15 protein-coding genes and 1 pseudogene are annotated in these 20,311 nt (G+C 69.2%); 5 read left to right on the top strand and 11 right to left on the bottom strand.

Features of this window, described 5'->3' with window-relative positions; all coding sequences use genetic code 11:
* Positions 1 to 10 precede the first annotated feature (10 nt).
* From ACFYMM_RS25670 to ACFYMM_RS25650, 5 genes are read right to left on the bottom strand one after another with little or no spacing between them, the layout of a single operon-like run.
* Positions 11 to 1,540, bottom strand: coding sequence for a hypothetical protein (locus ACFYMM_RS25670; RefSeq protein ID WP_388390401.1), 1,530 nt, complete (start codon positions 1,538 to 1,540; stop codon positions 11 to 13).
* 37 nt (positions 1,541 to 1,577) lie between these two features.
* Positions 1,578 to 3,530: a TOMM precursor leader peptide-binding protein gene (locus ACFYMM_RS25665; RefSeq protein WP_388390399.1), complete on the bottom strand. Its 1,953-nt coding sequence runs from the start codon at positions 3,528 to 3,530 to the stop codon at positions 1,578 to 1,580.
* Positions 3,520 to 5,217 carry a hypothetical protein gene (locus ACFYMM_RS25660; protein ID WP_388390397.1) on the bottom strand — a complete coding sequence of 566 codons (1,698 nt, stop codon included), beginning with the start codon at positions 5,215 to 5,217 and terminating at the stop codon, positions 3,520 to 3,522. Before ACFYMM_RS25660 ends, ACFYMM_RS25665 begins: the two co-directional genes overlap by 11 nt.
* The gene (locus ACFYMM_RS25655; RefSeq protein ID WP_388390395.1) at positions 5,214 to 7,814 is read right to left on the bottom strand and encodes a hypothetical protein; all 2,601 of its coding nucleotides are present in this window, start codon (positions 7,812 to 7,814) and stop codon (positions 5,214 to 5,216) included. Before ACFYMM_RS25655 ends, ACFYMM_RS25660 begins: the two co-directional genes overlap by 4 nt.
* Positions 7,811 to 8,887, bottom strand: coding sequence for a hypothetical protein (locus tag ACFYMM_RS25650; RefSeq protein WP_388390393.1), 1,077 nt, complete (start codon positions 8,885 to 8,887; stop codon positions 7,811 to 7,813). Before ACFYMM_RS25650 ends, ACFYMM_RS25655 begins: the two co-directional genes overlap by 4 nt.
* Positions 8,888 to 9,160: 273 nt before the next feature.
* Between ACFYMM_RS25650 and ACFYMM_RS25645 the strand changes: the two genes are divergently transcribed.
* Positions 9,161 to 9,664, top strand: a complete 504-nt coding sequence (locus tag ACFYMM_RS25645) for a hypothetical protein (RefSeq protein WP_388390391.1) — start codon at positions 9,161 to 9,163, stop codon at positions 9,662 to 9,664.
* 93 nt (positions 9,665 to 9,757) lie between these two features.
* Here ACFYMM_RS25645 and ACFYMM_RS25640 read toward each other — a convergent pair whose 3' ends face one another.
* Positions 9,758 to 9,934: a thiazolylpeptide-type bacteriocin gene (locus tag ACFYMM_RS25640; protein WP_388390390.1), complete on the bottom strand. Its 177-nt coding sequence runs from the start codon at positions 9,932 to 9,934 to the stop codon at positions 9,758 to 9,760.
* A gap of 226 nt (positions 9,935 to 10,160) precedes the next feature.
* Complete coding sequence (locus ACFYMM_RS25635) at positions 10,161 to 11,675, bottom strand: SagB family peptide dehydrogenase (protein WP_388390388.1); 1,515 nt, start codon at positions 11,673 to 11,675, stop codon at positions 10,161 to 10,163.
* Between the two features lie 429 nt (positions 11,676 to 12,104).
* On the opposite strand from ACFYMM_RS25635, the gene ACFYMM_RS25630 reads away from it, so the two are divergent.
* The 3 genes from ACFYMM_RS25630 to ACFYMM_RS25620 are packed head-to-tail and all read left to right on the top strand — an operon-like array spanning position 12,105 to position 15,584.
* On the top strand, positions 12,105 to 13,664 hold the full coding sequence (locus ACFYMM_RS25630; RefSeq protein ID WP_388390386.1) for a class I adenylate-forming enzyme family protein: 1,560 nt from the start codon (positions 12,105 to 12,107) through the stop codon (positions 13,662 to 13,664).
* Positions 13,661 to 14,503 (top strand): 2-amino-3,7-dideoxy-D-threo-hept-6-ulosonate synthase, encoded by an 843-nt coding sequence (locus tag ACFYMM_RS25625; RefSeq protein WP_388390384.1) that lies wholly within the window; start codon positions 13,661 to 13,663, stop codon positions 14,501 to 14,503. The genes ACFYMM_RS25630 and ACFYMM_RS25625 overlap by 4 nt, the downstream gene beginning before the upstream one ends.
* Positions 14,475 to 15,584, top strand: coding sequence for a 3-dehydroquinate synthase II family protein (locus tag ACFYMM_RS25620; RefSeq protein ID WP_388390382.1), 1,110 nt, complete (start codon positions 14,475 to 14,477; stop codon positions 15,582 to 15,584). The genes ACFYMM_RS25625 and ACFYMM_RS25620 overlap by 29 nt, the downstream gene beginning before the upstream one ends.
* Positions 15,585 to 15,653: 69 nt before the next feature.
* On the opposite strand, the gene ACFYMM_RS25615 is transcribed toward ACFYMM_RS25620, so the two are convergent.
* On the bottom strand, positions 15,654 to 16,259 hold the full coding sequence (locus ACFYMM_RS25615) for a LuxR C-terminal-related transcriptional regulator (protein WP_388390381.1): 606 nt from the start codon (positions 16,257 to 16,259) through the stop codon (positions 15,654 to 15,656).
* Positions 16,260 to 16,673: 414 nt separating this feature from the next.
* A pseudogene (locus ACFYMM_RS25610) lies at positions 16,674 to 17,174 on the bottom strand (sensor histidine kinase); the annotation flags it as partial.
* Positions 17,175 to 17,696: 522 nt separating this feature from the next.
* Between ACFYMM_RS25610 and ACFYMM_RS25605 the strand changes: the two are divergent.
* Complete coding sequence (locus ACFYMM_RS25605) at positions 17,697 to 18,062, top strand: hypothetical protein (RefSeq protein ID WP_388390379.1); 366 nt, start codon at positions 17,697 to 17,699, stop codon at positions 18,060 to 18,062.
* 572 nt (positions 18,063 to 18,634) lie between these two features.
* On the opposite strand, the gene ACFYMM_RS25600 is transcribed toward ACFYMM_RS25605, so the two are convergent.
* Both ACFYMM_RS25600 and ACFYMM_RS25595 read right to left on the bottom strand, forming a co-directional pair.
* On the bottom strand, positions 18,635 to 19,003 hold the full coding sequence (locus tag ACFYMM_RS25600; protein WP_388390377.1) for a DUF6233 domain-containing protein: 369 nt from the start codon (positions 19,001 to 19,003) through the stop codon (positions 18,635 to 18,637).
* A 175-nt stretch (positions 19,004 to 19,178) separates the two neighbouring features.
* Complete coding sequence (locus ACFYMM_RS25595; protein ID WP_388390549.1) at positions 19,179 to 20,243, bottom strand: SWIM zinc finger family protein; 1,065 nt, start codon at positions 20,241 to 20,243, stop codon at positions 19,179 to 19,181.
* Positions 20,244 to 20,311: the final 68 nt, after the last annotated feature.

The raw sequence follows: 20,311 nt of genomic DNA, 5'->3' as shown, positions 1-20,311 counted from the left end.
TTCTCCTCCGTCACACTCTGAGGTCCAGCAGGGAATGGGCCGCGTGTCTGGGGGCGCCGACCACGGCGGCGAGGGCGATCATCTCGTCAGGGTCCAGTCGGAGGATGCGCTGCGTCGGTATCTCGTTGAACGCGCGGACCGGGCGGGCGAACATCCCGTGCGCCGTGGCGGCCAGGCACAGGCCGTGCAGGGCCCAGCCGCAGTAGTACTGCGCCGCACTCCACCCGCCCGGCCCGAAGCGGGAGAAGAGGTCGCGTGGCTTCACCGACAGGAACCAGATCGCCGAGGCGTTGCGGATGTCGCAACCGGCGTCCGCGCTGAGGCCGTACCCGTACTCCGCCTCCAGCCGGGCCGCAGCCGTCCGGTCCGCGCGCAGCAGGACCGCCTCGCCGCCGCGCACGCGGTGGACACCGTCCTCATGGTCCGCCACGTCCTGGATCACGGCGGTGAACGTCACCAGTTCGGACATCGCCCGCAGGCTTCGTCCGGGCGGTGGTACGTCGAGCCATCGGATCGTGTCCCGCACGGAGTCCGCGGACATGTGGGTGCGCCGGCCGCTCATGCCGAGCAGACCTCGGGGCATACGACCGGAGTTGCGTCGCCACATCAGATCCGCCCAGGACTGCGCACGGGGCGCGGCCGGGGCACCCTCCGGAACGGCCGGGGGCAGGGGAGTGGGAGGGTCGCGGAACTCCTGGGAGCGATTGACACGCACCACGTCCCTGAGTACCGCGTCCTGAGGGATCTCCTCGGATACCCGGACCGGCTCCGGTGTTTCCGGGGACACGGTGGCACCCTCCGGCGCGACCTCGATCACCAGCGGCAGCGACCATTCCCAATCGGGCGTCAGCCCGAGTTCGTCCAGCACACCGCCCGAACCCGCATGCGGCAGCAGGAGCCGGCCCGACAGACCGAACAGTTCGAGGCCCAGCGCCAGGGAACGGAGGGTGATGCCGAGTTCCAGGTTCACGAGAGAGCCGCGGAACCACTTGTAGCCTCGGGGGACGCGCGTGTACCTCCCGGTCAGTACGATGCGCCGTTGCCGCCCGCGATGGCTGCCGGAAGTGAGGGCGGTGAGCGCATGCCGCTCCGGCTCCAGCAGGTGCCAGCGCTCGCCGTCGTCGACGAAGACCTGTACGGGGTAGAGGCAGCGCGGCGACGCGTAGCCGCGGTGCGGGTTGTAGATGTTGTCCGGGTCGGACCACTGCACGCCGAAGCCCGCGACGAGCGCACGGGCGAGCGCCTCGTCCGGGTCGGACATGGCCGCCCGGCCGTGTGGGAAGGGCACAGCGTCCAGCAACTGCGCGGTGCCGCGGGGAAGCTCCGTACGTCTTCCGTCGCGGACGCACGCGGGTGGGGGCGGAGCGACGTGCGACGTCACGGGCGGCTCCGTCGCCCAGGTCGAGGGCGGTACGGGTGGCTCGTCGTGCCCGGCGCCGAACTCGAACCACAGCGGCTCGCGTTCGATGCTGCTGTCGCCGAACGGCGGCGGCAGGTCCACGGGGGCCCGCCGGGCCGCAGGGGCCCTCCCCTCGCTCATGTGCGTCTCCCTCTGATGCGAAGGCACGTCGCGCCTTTCACGGGAACGGATGCGGATCATAGGGGATCGCCCGGTGCTCCTCCGGAGTCCCGGCCAGCGCGGCCGCCAGGCGGGGCAGGTTCTTCAGACGCTGCTGTGCGTGACCGAAGCACATCGGCAGAATGCCGGGGACGACGGCCTTGGCGACCGAGACGCCGACGTCGGCGTGTTCGCGGGTGGTCTGGTTCACCAGGACGATCCGGTCGAGCCCGGCAGCGGCGTACAGCCCCCGCACGTGGTCCAGGGCTCCGCGCACCGTCCCGCCGGAGGCCCGGCGCAGGATGTCCGGCCAGCCGGGGAAGGCCTCCCGCAGAGTGATCTCGGGGCCGCCGAGGACCTCGGTGACGCGTGGCAGCGCCTCCGGCAGGGTGTACAGCTGAGGATGCTGTTCCAGCTCCACCAGCAGCCAGGGGTCGGCGAGTATGCGCTCGGCCTCCTCCCGGTTCCACTGCACCTTGTTGGTGACGAGCTGGGCGACCTCCCGCAGCGCGCCGCGGATCGCGGTGTCCGGGTTGGCTCCCGACCCGCCGGAGGAGTACGTGGCGGGGTAGGGGTTCCTGCGGTTCACGGCGAGTACCCAGACGATCGGCAGGTCGATGTCCTGCTTCGCCACGAGCACGTACACCTCGAAGCCGCGCGTGTGCATCAGGTCGATCAGGCTCCGGTTCTCCGGGTCCGTGATCGAGGCATTCGCGATGCGGGGCAGCGGTGTCCGCCGGTGCCAGGAGAGCAGGAAGGCGTCGCGTTCGGCGAGTTCGAGCAGGGAGTGCAGCGCGGCCTCTTGGAGGCTCGCTCCGGCCGCGCAGCCGCTCGACGAGTCGTGGAAGTACTTGCGCAGGGTGCCGGGTTCGGGCGTACGGCCCGCCGCACGAGCCTGTCGCGCGACCACGCGTGCCGCCCGGGCCGCGTGCCGGGAGAGCTTGAACCGTTGTTCGTACTGGTAGAAGCCCGCCTCGGCGGGGACCAGTCGTGGCTCGCCGGAGGCCAGGTCGTGACCCCACACCCAGTCCATGGGTGTGTCCGCAGTGTAGGGAAGCACCTGACAGCTCGGGTGGGCGAGCTGCTCATCGGTGTGCTCCCCCAGGGTGGTCGGATCCAGTGCGTGGTCGGAGACTTCGCGATGGCTGCGCTCCAGCAGGAGCGGGGTGTCGAAGGGGAAGCTGCCGAGCCGTTCGTAGGTTTCGATGATCGCGACGGGGTCGGATTCGGCGAACGTCGCGGCACGGCCGTGCCCCGGGGCGGCGGCGTCCGGGGCCAGGCACATGCTCATGGCGAACGGGACGTCCGATTCCCGCATGATGACCTGGATCGGCCCGTACCGCGTGTCGAGCAGCCGGTCGCGCAGTACGCCGGGCTTCACCAGGTGCGACCCACTGGTGCCGCGTGTCGGGTCCTGGGGGGAGAGGGGTTCGTCGCGCAGCGGCGGCGGTGCCGGCGGCCGGTCGTCGGCCAACACCTTTGCCGGGTAGGCGCACATCGGGCAGAAGAAGCTGCGGGGGATGCGATGGCGCCGCACGTAGCGGGTCCCGACCGCGTACAGTTCACCCGGTTGCAAGGGCCGATCCGCCAGGTTCTCCACGGCGGCGTCGACCAGGAACGGCAACAGGGGATGCGGCGAGCGCGGCATCACACGCGGTGCGTCCAGGCTGTCCGCCAAGGGATGCTCCGCGGTGTTGCGCTCACGTACCTCGGCGCAGCCCGCACAGCCGGAGTCCGTGCCGGGCACCCACCGCGGTCCGACGATCACCTCCTCGTCGTACACCCGCACCGAAACGAGTTCCTCGCCGTTCGCGGCGTTCTTCTCGAACTGCGCCCGCTCCCAGGACAGGTCCCAGCCCCGGTTCAGCACGACCCTCGCGGGCACCAACCCGCTGATCCGGCGGAGTGTCTCTTCCAAGGAGGCGTCACAGGCCGCCGCCATGCCGGGGCCGTACCGCGCTTCATCCTGCATGCCGGTCCTCCTGCGTGAGCTGCCGGGTCCGGACGGGCCCGGACCAGAAGGGGATCGCGCCGAGCGCGAGGTCTGCCCGGAGGGCACGGCCCTGGTAGGCGATGCCCCGGGCCGCGGTCAGCCCGTCGATCTGCTTCCGCAGCGACCAGATCTGTTCCTCGTCCGCGAAGTTGACGGCGTCCGTGCGCAGCAGGGGCACCTCGGCGTCGCCGTCCCGTGTGGTGTCCACCTGGGCCCGTGCCAGGGCGGTGCTCAGGGCCTCCCGCACCGCGGTGTCCTCGTCGGGAGCCCAGGCCGCCCCCAGGGCCAGACCGGTGTCGGCGAGGCCGACCCGGGCCAACTGCCAGTCGAGCCCGGGAACGCGCAGCACCAGCACGGTGAGGCGCTCCGGCTGCCAGTCCTCCAGGATCCGCCGGATGCGGGCCGTTTCCTCGCTCTCCGCGGGAACCGTGTGCGCGACCTTCGCCTCGTCGGCGAGCAGGCGCAGCGCACCGTCCAAAAGCCAGCGCTCCTCCGTCAGACCGGCGGCGGCCGTCTCGCCCTCGGACGTCGGGCCGGAGCCGCGCAACACCTCGAGCGCCGCCCCCACCGTCGCGGAACGCTGGTCCGGCGCCCATACGGTGACCTGTCCGGTGGTACCCGTACGGAGCGCCATCTGCCGTATCGCCAAGGGCATCTGCGGGAGGAGCTGCTCCGAGCGCGCCGGGGTGAACATGCCCTTCCACCGGGCGGTGAGGGCATTGACCCGCTCGATGGAGCCGTCGGCGTCCGGAACGGGTTCGGACACGGCGTCCGCGAGTGTCCGGGGCCCTTCGTCCACGCCGTCGGCGCTCCCGAGCAGGACCCGTTCCGCGACGAGTTCGGCGCCGTGCACCACATGCGCGGCGCCGTCCTCCGCGACCCCCGCCAGGACGTCGAACACCAGCTGACCGGCGATCGCACCGATCATCGCGTCGGCGACCGGCCGTGCGGCCGTGGCGAGTTCCTCACCCCGCGCCCACCCGAGCACCCTGCGGCGGCAGGCTGACAGGACCGGATACCCGTCCACGTCCCGGACGACCGGCCCCGCCTGCAGCGCGTGATCGTCGAGCAGGACCGGTACGACCGGTACGCCCTGCGGGATCCGCCCGGGACCGTGGACCCGGAACCCTCCGGCGCCCAGCGCTTCGTCGGTGCCGCACCACAGCACGGCGTCCACTGCGCCGCACGCGCCGAGGTCGGCGGGGTCCGGCGTGAGCACCTCACCGACACCGGCACGGTCGAGGCCGCGGGCCGCCGGTCGTACCGCGTCCGCCGGCCCGAACAGCGCGACCCTGGCGGAGCGCACCTCGGCGAAGACGGCGTACGGATCGGCGCACACCGATTCCAGGTACGCCAGGGAGCCCGCGTACCGCTCCCGGTCCTCGCCGCTGGGTTCGCCCCCGCTCAAGGCGTCCTCGTCCAGCAGCATGCCGTGGTCGCGCAGCCCGCTCGTCAGCCGGCGCACGACCGGCCGGGCCCGTTCCGTGCCCAGCGCGGCCACCAACTCGTCCTCGGTCGTTCCCCGTTCGAGGAGCGGGACGCACACATCCGCGATCTTGAACAGCTGATCCCAGCCCTTGAGGACGAACTGGGTACGCGCGCCACTGAAGTACACCCCGTCAGGTACCGGTGCGCAGTGCAGATACGGCCTTGCCCTCATCCTCATCGGGTCTCTCCCTCATACTGGAACAGGCCGCCCGGGGGCCGTCCGATCTCCACCACCCACTCCTGCGCGTGCGTCCCGTCCACCACCGCGGGGAGGGCCTCCTCCAGGTAGGTGGCGGACTCCTCTTCCGTCGCCCGGCGCTCCAGCATCTTCGGCAGGACCCGGGTGCTCAGCGCACTGCAGAGGTCCACGTACTGCGGCTTGTGCTGGAGGCGGCGGGGCACCACGTCCGCCGGGTCGAGCGTCCTGGGCGCGTCCTGCCCGAACGTCGTCTTGACCACGACCTCCTCGGGAACGTCGTACCGCGCCCGCCAGGCGGCCAGCGCCAACAGCCGCTCGTGTTCCGCGGGACCGGCGCCCAGGGCCGAGGCCAGCTCCTTACCGCCGTACCAACGGCGCCTCGCCAGCACGACCGTGCCGACGGAGACCCTGGGGCAGGTGAGCGTGCGGCGCTGCTCCGAGGAGTGCGTCCGGTACCAGCTGTCGAGCAGGTCGTTGTTGAGCCGCCCCCCGGCGGACAGGGACGTCGCCACGGACAGGGGAGGCGGGAAGAGCCCCGGATGGCCCGTGCCGAGCGGGAGCGCACGGATCCGCTGTCCGTCGGCGTCCTCGACGGCGAGCGTGTCGGACTCCCGGTCGTGCACCAGGCGCAACGAGAACCAGTCGTCGGGCCGCAGTCCCTCCGGCAGGATGCGCGGGTGGGCGTTCACGTTGAGCCGGTGCAGCCCGAGGTCCTCCACCACGCGGGCGCCGTCCCACGCGTACCGGTCGAGGAGCCGCCGCGCCAGGTGGCCGAGGGAGCCACCGGCAAGCTTCCGGTCGGCGTCGAGGAACCGGGCGTACAGCATGCCGTGCCCGGGCAGGCCGTCGTTGAACACGAGCCGGTCACCGGCGGCCTGCACCAGCACGCCGTAGCTCAACGGGTCCTGGCGGACGCGCCCCGGCAGGCCGGAGGTCAGTTCGACCGCTTCCGACGCGGACAGGGCGACCTCCGTCGCGCCGGCGTCCACCGCCTCCTTGACACGCGACTGGGTCGCCTCGATCACCCGGCGGCGCACGGCGAAGAGCTGTTCCAGGCTGCCGTCCGCGGTACCGAGGCCGCTCAGCGCGTCCGCGTCGCCCCGGGCGTAGGACTCGCCCATCACGGCCGCGCGCCGGGAGACCTCGCGGGCCAGTGACTCGGCGTGTTCGGCGAGCGGAACGCCGGCTCCGGCGCCGAAGCGCTGCACGAAGGCGGCCGTTGTCAGGACGCGCACGTCGTGCAGCCAGTCGAACACCGACAACAGCTCGACCGTCGCGCCCAGATCGGCCAGCGGACGCCGCCAGCGGCCGGAGTCGACGGTGAGCGGAGCAAGGACGTAGTCCTCCTCGACGGTGACCCGCGCCGGACGTCGGGCCAGCCGGCTGAGCTGCTCGAAGTCCTGCTCGATCGCGCGGAGTTCGGTCCTGCGTTCGGCGGCAGGTGCGGTCGCCAGGCGCGGCAGGCGCGTCCTGACGTCCTCCAGCAGCGCGGAGCCCGCAGACCCGGACCGGGTCAGCATCTGCGACAACTCGGCGGCCCCGTCCTCCTCCTCGTCGTACGTGCACAGGATTCCCTGGTGGACCGCCTGCATGACGGCTTTCGCGGCGTCCTGCGCCGTACAACCCGTCTGCGTGGCGAGGTGGGACACCACCGAGCGCACCGGCCTGGGGCCCATCACGGTCGCATCGACCAGCGCCCGGACGACACCCCTGACCGGAGCCGACATCCGCTGGAAGCCGGAATCGTTGGGACGCAGGAAGTACAGCGTGGCGCCGTCCCCGTCGAGCGCGGAGGTGGGGGAGAGCGCCACCCAGGCGTTCAGCAGCGCCGCGCCCGTCGCCGGCCGGAGTCCGCCGAGGACGTAGGCGAGCATGACACGATCCAGGCTCGGAAAGGCGGTGGCCCCCTCGAACCTCACCTCACCCGGATCGACTCCGCCCGGCTCGGGGACGGCGATGCCGACGGCGGTGAAGCGGGCGAGCGGGCTGGTCCGCACCATGGCGCGGGTGACGTACTGGATCAGTCCCCGCTCCGACTTGCGGCTGCGCGCGGAGAGCTCGCCCGGACCCGCCAACGCGGCACGGTAACGCTCCGACTCCTCGTACACCTCGGGGGATACCAGGGCGAGGGACCGGCGCAGGTGTTCGTCGCCGAGAAGACCGGCGAGCGTCCGGCGCTCCCGCCCCGCCGCCTGCCCGTAGTGGCGGGCCACCTCCTGCCGAAGGCGGCGGCGCAACTCCGCGGCCTGCTGCCATGCGGACACCGATGGCGTCGACGGCGGGGCGCTCCTGAGCGGGCGGTCGTTGTGAATCGCACGGCGTACGGCGATCAGCCGCCCACGCTCCCTGGCATCGGCGGTTGCTCCGATGAGGGCGTACAGCTCCTCGGAGCAGCGTTCGGCGGCGAACCCCACGTCACGTTCCGCCTCCGCCAGCCGTGTCAGGAGGTTTCTGAGGGCGGGATCACCGAGTCGGCTGCGCGACAGGGGGTTGATGCGCAGAAGCCACAGGGGCTCCTTGCCCGGGGCCCGGTACGCATGCTGTGGCGGCCGCGCCGGGGTCTCCACTGGGTTCATCGTGGGGCTCCCTGCGCCATGGCCCACCGCACCCGCCCCTTGGCCAGCCGCTCCTGCCAGCTCTCGCCGAGGACCTGGTCGATCGTCTCGGCGAGGGCGTAGCACATGTAGTACCGCTGGATCGGAGAGACGGTGAGCAGCGGCAGCTGCTGGTAGAAGAGGTTGATCAGCATGCGGTAGGAGGCGAACCACGGAGGCGGGTTGTCGATCACGCCGGATTCCGCGGCGGCCCGGTGGAACTCGGTGTCGGGGTGCCTGCCCTGCGGCACCACCTCCGGCGCGGTGGGCGGCCCCATGGCGGTGTTGTCCACGGCGTCGGTGATCGAGTCCAGCATCGCGGGCGTCAGTCGGCCCTCCACGACCGCACTGTCCAGGGTGCCCGTGCAGTAGGCGAAGGCCGTACGCCACGCGGCCGCCGCCGGGCCGACCTCCCCGGTGAGGCGCTGCCGCACCACCGTGCGCAGTTGGGGCGCCTCCTTCTCCAGTCGCGCGGCGAACACCGGGCGCATGTCCTTGCTGGGGCCCGCCCAGGCGAAGAAGGCCTCGGCGTGAGAGCGGAAGGAGAACGCGCCGTGGGCCAGACCCAGGAAATAGGAGTCGCCCAGCGCGAGGAACGCCTCCGCGAGCCGGGTGGTGGCCACTGAGGGATCCCTGGCCAGCTCCTCGATCGTGTTCATCAGCGGCGGGCACAGCACGCCGTGCACGACCTCTGCCTCGCGCAGGTCGCGCAGCAGCGGGTCACTCGGGACCACGGCGTCGGGGCCGAGGAACTCGACCTCCCCGTGCTCACGCAGGGGGAGATAGGGCGGGGGCACCGCTTCCAGGCGACCGAACTCCCGGGCCTGGGCGAGATAGGTTTCCTCGTCCAGTGCCCTGTCCCCGGGCAGGGGCCCGGCGTCCAGCCGCTGCGCGATGGTCTCCCAGGGGAGTTCCTGTCCCAGCCCGCCCCGCCCGATGATGTCCACGTGCGGGCCGCGCAGCCATCCTCGGCGGAGCCGGATCACGGCGCCCGAGGTGTCACGTACGGAACGGGCGAGGGGCACCACCGTCCTGGAGAGCCACGGCAGTGTCACCGGTGCCCTGGTGAAAAGCCGGACTCCTGCCGGACGGCCCGCTGTCGGGTCGTCGGCACGCTCCTCTGGCGCACTGGCTCTCATGGTCACTCGTCTTTCAAGAATCGAATGCGATCGGAAAAGGAATGCCGATTACTTGCTGACATTTGTCATGTACTTCATGGCACTTCGTACTGCATTGCAGATGAGGTGCCGCGATAGGGTGAGCAAGTGATCAATGAATCCGGCGGGCGAAAACTGAGTGAAGACCGGCTCACACAAGGTGCGTTGGTGATGTCCGTTTTCGCGTCGATGTGGGAATTTCTGGGGATATCCGGGCTGGCGCCCCGGGTGTCGGTGTCGGCTTTGTTCTGCGTGGTCGCCGTGGCCGTGGCCGTGGCGGTTGCCGCGGTGACGCTCACCGTCCGGTTCGGCCTACTGCCGGGGCAACGGCGTATGCGCCGGACGGCGTCGAACAGCTTGAGGGTTTTCGGCCAGGTCAACATCGGGCAGACCGTGGCGGTCGTCGCCGCCGTCCTGGTCCTCGGCCGTCTCGGCCTGTGGTCCTACGTTCCCGCTGCGGTGTGCCTGATCGTCGGGGTTCACTTCCTTCCTCTGGCACGGTCCTTCGCACAGCCGCAGTACTGGTGGACGGGTGGACTGCTCGTATTCCTGGCGCTCACCGGCGCGGTGACGCTCAGTGCCGGCGGCGACGCCGCGAACGTCCGCGCACTGATCGGATTCGGGGCCGCCGTCGCCCTGTGGGCCACCGCCCTGGACGTCGCCCGCCGAGGCTGAGGTGCCCGTTCCCCGCCGCGACGGGCGGCGTTGTCCGCACCCCGAGGTGCGGACAACGCCGCCGGTCTCAGCGGATCAGACGATCAGCCTTCGTCAGCAGCAGGACGAAGAGCAGGTCGACGAGGAGGACGACGTGCCGCCGTTGCCGCCGGAGGCGCCCATCTCGGGCAGGGCCACGCCCTGCGAGACCTCGAGGACCTCCAGCTCAGTCACGTCGAACGAGTCGAAAACCTGCTCAATGTCGGCAGAATTAACCGAGACGGTGTTCATGGTGAACTCCTCATCAGTTTCCCTGTGCGACCGGGCGGCCGCACAGGAAAACTATTTCTAATTTCCCGGCCGGAATCCACTCTCTGGAATGCTTGATTGACAATTGTCACGTGCGTGATTACCGGTATCACGGATGGGAGAAGTGGAATTCTCGATTCCATTGAAGCGGTCGCGAATACCCCCACCGAATCGATGGGGGTATCAATCGGATTCTCCGTCGCTCTGATCAGGGCCCGCCAAGGATCGAGCCGGCCCATGCCCCCCATTCCGGATCGTTGACCCACTTCCAGCCCTGCTCCTGGTCCCAGATTCCCGGATCGCCCGGCGGTCGGCTGCCCAGGATGAAGTCGCCCACGGACGACTCCTGCAGATAGTCGAGACCGAGAACGCGCGCCGACATGTCGGCGTTGCCGATGCCCAGACCGCACGGAGCCATACCCATCGCGGTGGCCACGAGATACATGGTCTGGTACAGCACGCCGGTGTGCCGGAGGGTCGTCGCATACGCGATGCCGCTGTATTTCCAGGACAGTCGCTGAAAGCGCGAGGTCATCGTGACCAGGATGTCCGGATCGGCCTCCCGGGACGTCGACACCGACGCCACTTCCAGCATCGCCCTGCGGTCCCGGGGGGCGTCGTTCACCAGCACGAGTCGATGCCCGACCGGATCGTAGTAGTAGATGCCCTGGTCGAGTCCGCTGCACCGTTCGATGGTCAGATACAGCTCCAACTCGAAGGCAGAGCCTCCGGTGGGATAGGGGCGCGAGACCATCTCACCGCCCGGTTCGTCGTCCGGCGCCGGCACGAAGTGCGTCCTGACCCTGGCGACCCGGTAGAGGAACTCGCCGATCTGCTCCGCGGTGAGCGGCTGTTCGCCGTAGCCGCGGAACGATCTGCGCCCCTCCAGCGCGGCGGTCAGGCCGGGGTCGTGCCGCGTGACGTCCTCCAGGGAGGGGCGGTACAACGCGACCGAGGGTCCCTCGGGCGGAGGCTTCACCGCCGCTCGCGGCGCGATCTTGCCCCGGTGCGGGAAGACGCCCCCCAGGGGTTCGTCGAAGCGTCCGCTGCGAATGCGCGAGTGGAACAACAGGTCGTGGAAGTCCCACTGCCGCAGGGTCGGATCCTCGTCCTCGGCGAAGTCCTCACCGGGCGAGCTGAGGTCGACGAACCCGGCGCCGGCCAAGAGGCCCACCAACACACGGACCTGCGCCGGCGTCAGGTCACCGCCGGCCGACTCGGTGAGATCCTCGACGCTCCGTACGGTCCCGAGCGACGCGACGAGGTCCCGGGCGGTCCGGTGCACCAGCAGCACCCTCACCTTGGCCAGCGGTGACTCCAGGACCAATGTCCCGGACCTGCGGCGGCACAGTGCGAACCCGGACAGTCTCAGCAGGTCGTCGGGACGTACGACCGCCGGCTGCGGAGCGGCGTCGTACGCGGTGTACTCGATACGCAGCAGTTCCCGCCCACCGATCAGCACACCGCGAACCAGAAGGCGCCCGATGCGTTCCAACAGCCGCTCGAACTGCACGCGTTCGGCGGGACCGAGTCCCTCGAGGGCCTTGTCCACGGGGACGAGATCACTGGTGAGCAGGGCGACGGCGTCTCGGAGAGCCCCCTGGGGGAGCCGGATCTCGAAGGTGCTCACCGGTGAGGTGAGGCTGACCGACGTGGCGCCGAACTCCGCCCGGACGTCGTCCCGGAAGCCCACGACGTACTCGACGGCAACGTTGTCGGCCACCGGAGGAGGCGGCGAGGAGCCCGGTTCGGGCCGCGGGGTACCGGGTCGCATGCTGACCTCCGAGAAGCACGGTTACGAATCCTCCCCATGGTTCGGCAGCAGCCGTCGCCCGTGCCAAGCAGTTCATGACGCGGGTCAGACGCTCCATGACATTGGTCATGGAACCGTTGTGGCAGTGAGCCTTTCCGGGGCGACATGGTGAATTCTCCACGCAGTCGTCTCGGTAGTCGTCTGCAGAGCCGTCTTCTTCGCCGTCTTCTCCGTGAAGTCGTCGGCCCACCGTTTCTCCCCGGGCGATGATGATTGTCATCCACCACCGATGGACGCTTGCACGCTCTCTCCCGCCACCCGCAGGATTGTCGATGATCGCGCATTGTGCGGCGCTGATCGAGAGAATAGAGTTCACCCCTCGCGGCAGATGGGACGGGAATGTCTACTGGGCTTGCTCCGAACAGCCGCACCACCCAGACCCGGAACTATGTCCCACGTATCCTGGAGGGGCTCGACAAGGAGCCGGCGCGAATCGCCGTGTATTCCTGGGACGGTAACCTCACCGCCGCAGAATTCCACCAGCTCATCGCGAAAGCGGCGACGTCCCTGGCGCGGGCAGGAATCGGCCCCGGCGACACCGTGGCCCTCCTCACCGAACCCAACTGCGCCCTTGTGCTCGCCGCACGGTACGGCGCCCATCTACTCGGGGCCTCCGTGATCCACATCCGTTCCATGAACGCCCGGTCCGACGCGGACGAACTGCCCGTCACCGAGCAGGCGCGGCTCCTGCGGGTCACCGGCGCGCGTGTACTGGTCGTGGACGACCCCAACGTGGCCCGGGGACGCGCCCTGTGCGGGAGCCGGGACGGTGTCGCCCTCGTCACCCTCACCCGTGACGAGGCGGCGCACGGCACCGGTGGCATCCCCCCGGCCGCCCCCTACGCGCCGCACGATCCCGCGGTGGTCGATCTCACCAGCGGCACCACTGGCCGGCCCAAGCTCGTGCGTCGCTCGTTCGGAGTGCGGGACCGGCTCGTCGAACTGTCATTCGGCGTCTCCGCACCTGAAAACCCTCCCACGCTCCTGTCTGTCACACCGGTCAGCCACTCGACGGCGACGATGGTGGACGCGGCACTCGCCGTGGGCGGCAGGGTGGTGTTGCACAAAGGCTTCCACGTGGACGACGTGCTGCGCGCGCTGACCGAGCACCAGGTGACCGACGTGTACCTCGCGGTGCCCCACCTCTACCAGCTCATCGGCCGGCCCGGCATCGACGCATCCGCCTTTCCGTCGCTGCGCCAGGTCCTCTACACCGGTACGGCTGCGGCTCCTTCCCGCATCGCCCGGGCCGCGCGCGTCTTTCAGAACTCTCTGGTCCAGCTCTACGGCAGCACCGAAGCGGGCGGCATGTGCACCCTGACCCCGCTGGACCACGCCGAACCGGAACTCCTGTCCAGCGTCGGCCGTCCGTTTCCCTGGGTGGAGATGGAAATCCGGCACCTCCAGTCCGATGAGGTGGTCGAACGGGGAGAGACGGGCGAAATATGCGTCCGGTCGCCCACCGTTATGGATGGTTACGTCGGAGAACAGGAATCCGGCGGCCCCGTGATGCGCGACGGCTGGCTCCGCACCGGAGATCTCGGCCACTGGGACAAGTACGGATACCTGCACCTGGTGGACAGAGTCGACAGCGTCGTCAAGGCGAAAGGGATAAAGATTCATCCGTCATCGGTGCAGGACGTCATTCTGCAGTACCCGGGGGTGGTAGATGCGGTGGTGTACGGAATCCGTGACACGGCCTACACCGAACACCTTCAGGCCGCCGTCCAACTGCGCACCGGCGCACGCTGCACCGCCGACGACCTACGCACCCACATAGCCGCCGCCCTGTCGGCGGCCCACGTTCCGGAATGTTTCTCCTGGTGGGACGAGATCCCGATCAACCTCTCCGGGAAGCCCGACTACGCACTGCTCAGAGATCGAAAGGACGCGCAATGATCCCCCATGGGCATTTCGCGCGGTCGTTGCGCTTGCGCCGGCTGCACCACCACACCACATCCGGGTTGATGATCACGCCGCTGGACCACTCGATCAGTGACGGTCCCGTGGTGCCGAGGAACAGCTCGATCGATCTGCTGGCGGGACAGCTCGCGGCAGCCGGCGTCGACGCGATCGTGGTGCATAAAGGCAGCGTCCGGCACATCCGCCCGGAACGGTTCGCGGACATGTCGCTCATCATCCACCTCAACGCGAGTACGGGACAGGCGTCCGACCCGGACGCCAAGTACGTGGTCACCGAAGTGGAAGAGGCGCTGCGTCTGGGCGCGGACGGGGTGAGCGTTCACATCAACCTGGGTTCCGACGACGAGCGTCAGCAGATCGCGGACCTGGGCAGGATCTCCGACGCCTGCGACCGCTGGAACCTTCCGCTCATGGCCATGGTGTATCCCCGCGGTCCACGCATCGCCGACCCCCATGATCCCGCGGTCGTGGCCCATGCCGTGACCATCGCGGCCGATCTGGGCGTCGACCTGGTCAAGACGTCGTTCCCGGGCGCCATGCCCGATCTGCTGGCCCTCACGGAGGCCTGCCCCGTCCCGATCCTCATAGCGGGGGGACCGCCACGGGCCACCGAGGACGGCGTCCTCGAATTCGTCGGCGAGGTCCTCGCCGGGGGTGCCCTGGGCGTCGCCATGGGACGCAACATCTTCCAGTCCGCGGACCCGCAGCGGATGGCCGGGCGGGTGGCGCGGCTCGTGCATCGGTTGCCGGAAGAAGAACTCGACCACACGACAAGGGGACACCAGCGTGACGGACAGCAAGCTGTGCTGGCTTGACATACGCGAACTCGGCGATCTCGCGCCAGCGGTTCTCGAAGAGGCGGTACACCAACGCATCGACGGCGTCGTCGCCGCCGACATGACGGCGCTGGCCGACCTGCCCCCGACGATCCGCCGGATCCTCGTGCACGACGCCGACGAGCCGACGGACGGCTTCGGCGGTGCCGACCTGGTCCTGGTGGCCGGCACCGCCGATGATCGAGCCAAGCTGACCGAAGCGCATCCAGCGACCGAATTCGGCCGTTACGTCGAGATCGTTGACGCGGAGAGCCTGGAGATGGCCTGTCTGTCGGCCCGGACCGAACGCTGGAGCCTGCTCGACTTCCGCGATCCCACCAAGATCCCGCTGGAGATCGTCATCGCGGCCGCGGCCGGGTGCGACGGAACCGTCGTGACCATGGCCGCCGATGTCGAAGAGGCCCGCATCGTCTTCGGAGTGCTCGAGCTCGGTTCCGACGGAGTACTCATGCCCGTGCGCGCCGTCGGTGACGCCACCGCGCTGAAGCAGGCCGCCGGTACCACCACCGGGGAGATTCCGCTCGTCGAGCTGGAGGTCACGGCGACCACCCACATCGGCATGGGTGAGCGTGCCTGCGTCGACACCTGCAGTTACCTGGGAAAGGACGAGGGCATTCTGGTCGGCTCGCACTCGAAGGGCATGGTCCTCTGCGTCAGCGAGACACATCCCCTGCCCTACATGCCGACGAGGCCCTTCCGGGTCAACGCCGGAGCGATCCACTCCTACACGGTGTCGCACCACGGCCGTACCCACTACCTCAGCGAACTGGTCGCAGGAAGCAAGGTGTTGGCCGTCGACACCTCGGGGCGTACCCGCGTGGTCAGCGTGGGGCGCGTCAAGATCGAGACGCGGCCCCTCATCTCCGTCGACGCGGTCGCACCCAACGGGCAGGCCGTGAACCTGATCCTCCAGGACGACTGGCACGTCAGGGTCCTCGGCCCCGGAGGCGCCGTGCTCAACAGTACGGAGTTGCGCCCCGGTGACAGGATCCTCGGCCATCTGCCGACGGCCGACCGCCATGTCGGCTATCCCATCGACGAGTTCTGTCGCGAACAGTGAAGTGCGGTGGTTCCCCCGGAGGTAAAAACCCGCCGCGGGGGAACCACCGCACGGCTGCTGGTCAGTCGGTCAGATCCAACATCGTTCGCTCGCTATGCGCACAGCGTCGTAGCGGTTACGGGCCTTGAGCTTCTTGATCGCGGCCGAGGCGAGGTTGCGAATCGTGCCCACCGATAGATAAAGTTCGTCTGCCATTTCCTTGACCGAGGCTCCGGATGCTGTCAATCGCAGCACATCCGCCTCACGGTCCGTCAACGGACTCCCTTGTCCCCCCACAGCACCTAACAGCCGCGGATCCATGACCACTTGTCCTGAGGCGGCCCCACGCACCGAGTCGATGAGTCTTCGCAGTCCGGCCCCCTTGGGGACGATGCTCAGCACTCCGGCTCGCAGGGCCCGGTCCACCAGAGTCCGCGTTGGAGTGTCCACCGTCAACGCCACCCCACACTGGGGTCTCACCTTGCGTAACTCACCGGCCGCCGCCACGCAGTCCCCGTCGACCCTGTCCGGGTCGATCAGCGCGACCTCCGCCTCCGTCCGTGCCACGGCCTCGATGAGCCCGGGGTAGCCGCTGACGGCGGCCACCACATCAAGGTCCTTTTCCCGGTTGAGCGACTCCGCCAGCAGTTCGACTATCAGAAGCGATTTCCCGGCAATGACCACGCGATGCGCCATGGTTCTCCTGTTACTCTCCGTGGTGGCCCGAGCTCGACACCGAACACCCGGGAACCATCCAGCAGTTGTGCTCCACGGCTGACGACTGAAGAAGATTCGGCAAGACACCCCCGTCGTCTCACCGTTGTTTCAGAGGTCGATCTCTCTCCCTTGGTTCCGCCTCAACGCGGCCGAATCCGATGGTGCCTCCGGCAAGTGACCACGGCTTGTCACGTGATCACGACGGTCCACCTGTCGCCGGGCCCCGCGCCCACAGCCTGACTCGCGAACCACGCACGCGAAGGCTGACAGGACGTCGCCATGGGGGCGCAGGTCAGCCGGTCAATCCCTCGTGCTGTGGAGATCTTTCAAGTGGCCAACTCCACGGTGGGGTCGGCCTGATGGTCTCCTTGGTAGTCGAACGGGCTCCGGTATCCGCACGATGGCCAGCCCCGGACCGGTGGAGCCGGTGGCACAGGTGCGTGCGGAGTCGCCGCGGGCGAAGCTTTCGAAGACGTGCGGGAGCAGCTCAGGGCGGAGCCCTGTCCGTTGTCCTCCACGTCGATGCACAGCCACGAGCCGCGCCGCTGCACTCGGGTGGTGACGGTCGTCCCCGGTGGTGTGTGCGTGCGGGCGTTGACGAGCATGTTGACCAGTGCCTGCTGCAACCGGGCCCCGTCTGCACTCACCAGCGCCGGTTCGCCAGGCAGTTCGAGCCGCCAGAGGTGATCGGGCCCTGCCGCGCGCGTCGCTGACGGTGTCCACGACGAGTGGCACGAGGTCGGTCTGATCGGTCCGTAGGGGCCGGCGAACGTCCAGCCGGGCGAGCAGCAGCAAGTCCTCCACCAGTGTGGTCAAGCGTTTGGCTTCGGACGCTATGCGGTCCAAAGAGTGCCGGGTGTCGGGGCCGACCTGTTCTCGGCCAGCAATTGTCAAGACCTGTGGATGCGTCCAGGTGCGTTGCCCTCGCCAGCTGGGCGCTGGCGACGGCAACGAGCTCATGCTTGGTCGCGGGCCAGGACGGCGATAGCCGTCAGTAGCAGGATCGATCCGAGTATGAGGGCCGAGCTGATCTGCTGCACGAGCAGAATGGCAAGGAGCGCGGCCGTGGCCGGTTCGAGGAGCACGAGGACGGCGGCGGTGGTGCTGGGGACCGTGGTTGTCGGCGTACAAGCGAACGCGGCCCTGGCAAGATTTCCGTGAAGCGGGGGTGCACCACCTCGTACGGATGAAAGTGCACCATTCTTGGTGCGGTGACGGGGCGTTGGCCGTGAGTCTGCTGCTGCCGGTTCGGGGTGGCAGAGAGGCGACTGACGGTGGTCTTGGATCCGCATCGCTGGCTGGAGTTGAGGCGGTTTCGTTCGCTGTACGAGTCCGGTGCGATGAGCCTGCGGGAGATCGCGAAGGAGACGGGGCTTAACCGCCGGACGGTCAGCAAGTACCTCAAGGACGAGCACCGTGGCCTCCATCCTGGACGCCGACGCGCTCACCGATGGAGTGCTCGCCGTGATCGGAATACGCGCGGCCCGCCGGGTCAACGCCAATTCCCAGGGGGTTACCGTACGCATGGTCGTCGTCGTCACCGCGACATCGATACACCTGCCGGCTCTCTCCGGCTGGGGGTACGAACCCGAGCGTGAGCTCCTCCGCATGAACCGGGCCACCACCACCAGCCAGGTCAAGTGGTGGGGCCTGTCTCGCCGATTGAAGCTGAGGGACGCGGATGGTCAGAAGATCGAACTGACCAGCTCAATCTCGTACCTCTCCTTCTACCGCAAAGGCGCCAAGGCCATTCTCGCCGCACTCGCCTCCAACGCGGCCTGACGCTGAGGTTGCAAGGTTGGGGTGGCAGGCAGCGGGCCGGGCCTCGATGGTGCTATTGCCGCGTCAGGGAACCTTTGCTCTGTTTGCGTCCCAACGACCTTGCTGTCCCAGGGCCTTACGAGCCATCCGTTCCTGGCTCACCCCCGCCATCACCCTCACCCGGTGACGGTCACGCGGTGGCCCTGCTTGAGCAGGGCGCGGGCGGTGGCGGCGCCGACTGCGGTCGAGCCACCGGTGATCAGCGTGGCGGGTTCCATGCGACGGCCCCCTCAGCGATGTGGTCATCGGGGCTCCGCCAGGAACCGCGGCTGTCGATGAACACGAGGTGGCGCGTGAGGTCGACCGACTCCGGGTCACCGGTTCCCCCAAACGCCTGCACTATACCCAGCGATCTTCCTGCTAAGCCGTACGCCATCGCTGACCGGCCATGATGCCGCACGAATGGGGCCGAACCCGCGCTGCTGGCCCCCCTGTTGGGACCTGTGTGGCGCGCAGATCCCAACAGCGTCACAAGATCAGCGCCAGGGCCCCGTTCTCTGCTTCTTGTCGCGCCGCTCTTTGGGGCTGGGTGGTTATGGCGTCTCGCTGGGGTCCGTGTCCTGTCGGGGTTCGTCGTGGCGCTGTTGTTGGGTCGGGTGGTTGTGGTCGGTTGGCTGCTGTTGCGGGGTGAGGGATCGGGCCGCGTCGCACTCGATGCAGGCTGCTGAGCGGGGTTGACGGAGCGCGGTAAGGGCCTCTTCCCGGGTGAGTGCCCGGTCGCTGGGGGTGCAGCCGATGACGTGGAGGCATGTGGCGCCCGGATGCCCGGGGCGGTGGGGGAGGTACTGGGGTGTCCATGCGGGCGGGCGTTTGTGGGACGGGGTGTCTGTTGCGGACAGACGGTGGGTCGGGACGTGTTCGCAGCAGACAGCGGGTACGGGGCGTGCGTGTGCGGGACGCACCCAGACTCGCTGCTCGGCGGGTTCGGAGGGGCCGTTTGTGCGGTTCTGCCACACCAGGATTCCTACCTGGAAGAGCCGCCGTCCTTCACCTGCCGGCGGGCGGGCAGCCGTCCGCGGACTTCCTGGGCGTCGGGGAGTATGACGAAGATCGGAGCCCCTTGGGGCGACGTTATGGTCACGAGCGGTGATCTTGGAGTTCCAGCAGCGCTGCGAGGGCTGTGGCGGGGTCAGGGTCGGGTCGGCCGATGGGCCACCAGGCGCCGTCCTCTTTGCGGTACGGATACCAGCGGCCGTCGCGGCCGTAGCGCAGTTGGCGGTCGCGGCCGACGACGGTGAAGCGGTTGCGCCACGCGCGCAGTTGGGGAGGCCGTCCGTCCGCCCAGTCCTCGGCGAGCGAGGCGCGGGCGCGGTTGAGTACCGAGGGGTCCGGGGTCCAGGGGTCCTCCAGGACCGCGAGCGCGGTCATGCCGCCGTAACTCCAGGCCCGCACTGCCTGGGCGAGCTCGATCGGCGGGCGGCCGGTGCTCTTGGCGATCCGGGCGAAGACCTCTGTCTGTGGGTGCTCGGCGGCGATGCGCACAGCGTCCTGCCACTCCGTCAGGTCAGGTGGATCGGGTGGTGTGTCGTCTGCCAGTGCGGCGGCGAGTTGGCGTCGGGCGCGCTCGGCTGCGTCGACGGCCAGGGTTTGAAGCGCCTCGGGGTCGATGCCTGGTTCGGCGGACCGGGACGCCTCGAAGACGGGCGGGTGCCCGGCGCGTTCGGGCAGGGGCGGCAATCCGGGCAGCGGTGGCAGGTCGGCGCGCGCCGCGAAGGCCTCTCGGGCCGGTGTACCTGTGGATGGGGCGGGAGTTCGCGGGGACGGAACCGACGCCGAAGCCGAGGCTGCCGTCTGCGATGCCGCGCGGGCGGCGTTGCGACGGGCGAGCTCGTCCAGCAGCTGCTGTTCGCCGCGGCCGCGCATCAACAGCAGTACGAAGGGGTCTTCGTCCAGCAGGCGTGCGACCTGGTAGCACAGCGCGGCGCCGTGCTTGCACGGGTAGCCCCAGTCGGGGCAGGAGCAGGACGGTTCCAGATCGTCGGCGGCTGGTAGCAGCCGTACGCCAGCCTCAAGTGTGTCCTTGACCAGCTCGGTGGGCATGTCGCGGTCCAGCAGTGCGGCGATGTGCGCTGCGCGCGCCGCCACCGCGTCGAGGAGCCGGTCCCATGCTGCGTCGCTGAGGACGGGGATTGCCAATGACACCCGGTAGGGCCGTGGTCTGCTGCCCTGCACCGAGGCGCTGATCCGGCCTGGGACCACGGTCATCTCGC

The sequence above is a fragment of the Streptomyces sp. NPDC006739 genome (assembly GCF_042869815.1).
Classification (GTDB): Bacteria; Actinomycetota; Actinomycetes; order Streptomycetales; family Streptomycetaceae; genus Streptomyces.
This window is presented reverse-complemented; position numbering and strand designations above follow the sequence as displayed.

Bases quoted from the DNA above. Each gene is read 5' to 3' on its own strand.
- ACFYMM_RS25670 (WP_388390401.1), bottom strand. From the start codon at position 1,540: ATGAGCGAGGGGAGGGCCCCTGCGGCCCGGCGGGCCCCCGTGGACCTG.
- ACFYMM_RS25665 (WP_388390399.1), bottom strand. From the start codon at position 3,530: ATGCAGGATGAAGCGCGGTACGGCCCCGGCATGGCGGCGGCCTGTGAC.
- ACFYMM_RS25660 (WP_388390397.1), bottom strand. From the start codon at position 5,217: ATGAGGATGAGGGCAAGGCCGTATCTGCACTGCGCACCGGTACCTGAC.
- ACFYMM_RS25655 (WP_388390395.1), bottom strand. From the start codon at position 7,814: ATGAACCCAGTGGAGACCCCGGCGCGGCCGCCACAGCATGCGTACCGG.
- ACFYMM_RS25645 (WP_388390391.1), top strand. From the start codon at position 9,161: ATGTCCGTTTTCGCGTCGATGTGGGAATTTCTGGGGATATCCGGGCTG.
- ACFYMM_RS25640 (WP_388390390.1), bottom strand. From the start codon at position 9,934: ATGAACACCGTCTCGGTTAATTCTGCCGACATTGAGCAGGTTTTCGAC.
- ACFYMM_RS25630 (WP_388390386.1), top strand. From the start codon at position 12,105: ATGTCTACTGGGCTTGCTCCGAACAGCCGCACCACCCAGACCCGGAAC.
- ACFYMM_RS25625 (WP_388390384.1), top strand. From the start codon at position 13,661: ATGATCCCCCATGGGCATTTCGCGCGGTCGTTGCGCTTGCGCCGGCTG.
- ACFYMM_RS25615 (WP_388390381.1), bottom strand. From the start codon at position 16,259: ATGGCGCATCGCGTGGTCATTGCCGGGAAATCGCTTCTGATAGTCGAA.